Source organism: Cupriavidus consociatus (assembly GCF_017814975.1).
In the GTDB taxonomy this organism is placed as follows: domain Bacteria; phylum Pseudomonadota; class Gammaproteobacteria; order Burkholderiales; family Burkholderiaceae; genus Cupriavidus; species Cupriavidus consociatus.
Genome location: NZ_JAGIQA010000113.1, coordinates 1 through 1,619, shown reverse-complemented (window position 1 = coordinate 1,619; position 1,619 = coordinate 1). Strand labels below are relative to the sequence as shown.

General features: G+C 63.8%; 2 protein-coding genes. One reads left to right on the top strand and one right to left on the bottom strand.

Annotation, left to right across the window (positions count from 1 at the left end):
* Window positions 1–32 precede the first annotated feature (32 nt).
* Window positions 33–1,352: an IS110 family RNA-guided transposase gene (locus J8I82_RS37595; protein ID WP_209765674.1), complete on the bottom strand. Its 1,320-nt coding sequence runs from the start codon at window positions 1,350–1,352 to the stop codon at window positions 33–35.
* Between J8I82_RS37595 and J8I82_RS37590 the strand changes: the two genes are divergently transcribed.
* The coding region (locus J8I82_RS37590; protein WP_209765672.1) for a hypothetical protein at window positions 1,351–1,619 on the top strand (269 nt) is incomplete at its 3' end. The two genes, J8I82_RS37595 and J8I82_RS37590, sit on opposite strands and share 2 nt — an antisense overlap.

The window sequence follows — 1,619 nt, the reverse complement described above, 5'->3', positions numbered from 1 at the left end:
CTCTCAAGAAACAGAAGTGAAGGTGGTTGTGTTCATGCGGCTTCTACTGGATTGACCTGAAACCCAAGGGCCGCGGCACGGCGTTTGAGCGCGGCAATACTGCGCTGGCGTTGCTGCTCTTCATAGTGCTGCTGGCCCTGGTCGACAAAGGCCTCGCCGCGCGTGAGCATGAAGTACACCATGCGCGCCAGCTTGTGGGCGACAGCGGTATTGGCCCGCGGTTTGTCCATGCGGGCGCACAGCCGGCGGTAGAACGCGCCGAGCGCCGAGTCGCTGTGCGACAGACTCATGGCCGCCAACTTCAATGCCTGGCGCGCCCGGTTCGCCGAGCGCTTGGTGCCCGAGGCCAGGACCTTGCCACCGCTGATCTTGGTGCCGGGACACAGCCCGAGCCACGAACAGAAGTGCTTGACATTGGCGAAGCGGCTGAGGTCCGTGCCGATCTCCGAGAGGATCTTCAGCACCGCAGTCGCGCCCAGCCCATTGATGCGCGTGAGGTCCACGCCCGCCCAGTTGGCCATGACCTGGCGGACATCGAATTCGGCACGCAGCTTGCTGCCGGGGCGAGGGACTTTGCCCAGGTCGATCTGGCACTGGCCCAACTTGCCCAGCAAGGCCTGCAGCTTCGTCTCGCACTCGGCCAGATGCCGTGCAATGTGGTCGTACATGGCCAGCGCCTGGGCGAGTACAAACAGATGCTCTTCGCGCCAGTTACCCGTCAGCGCCTTGGCGATCTGCTCGGTGCTGGCCTTGACGCGGCTGTGGCGGTGACGCGCAAGTACCTTTGCATCGCGTTCGCCGGCCACGATGGCGCGGATGATGGCCTGCCCGGTCATGCCCATCACGTCGCTGAGCACCTCAGTGAGCTGGATGTTCATCTGCACCAGTGCCTTTTGCATGCGCTGCACCCAACTGGCCTGCTCGATGAGTAGCACTTCGCGCTGGCGGGCCACCGCGCGCACGACACAGACCTCGCCGTCGGGGCGCCAGGCCGCGCGCAGTAATCCCAGGCTCATTAGCTTCTGCAGCCATTGGCAATCTTGCACGTCGCTCTTGCGTCCGGGCACGTACTTCATCTGCCGCGCATCGACCAGCCAGACCTCCAGCCCGCGCTGCTCCAGCACTTCGTACACCGGGATCCAGTACACCCCGGTGGATTCCAGCGCCACCGCGTCGACGCCACATGCAATCAGCCAGTCGGCCAGGGCGTTGAGGTTGTCAGTCATCGCGCCGAATTCGCGCACCGGGTCGTCAGTCGCATGGCGGGGCACAGCGACCCAGTGGCTCGATGCTCCGACATCGATCCCCGCCGCGTTGGGAAATACCTCGTCTTCTCGCTTGCGCATGGGCATGGCTTGCTCCAAGATCGTCAGTGAACGGCAGCGCCATGGGAAGCGTCAATTTCGACTCGATCTCTCAAACGGGATGCGCATCGCTGCGCTCACCACTGTCGCCGACGATTCCCCGACCATGCTCAATAACGGGCTCACCCAGCAGCGAGGCCAATCGCCGCGAGCTCGCACCAATGGGATATCGGTCATCTCGGCGCTGCCGTTCCCCTTTATAGTCGTTTCTTCGCGAACGCCGGGCACAGGCACGGGCTGGGCTTGGGAAGCTCA

Coding starts and splice junctions, on each gene's coding strand:
- J8I82_RS37595 (WP_209765674.1), bottom strand. CDS start 1,352: ATGCCCATGCGCAAGCGAGAAGACGAGGTATTTCCCAACGCGGCGGGG.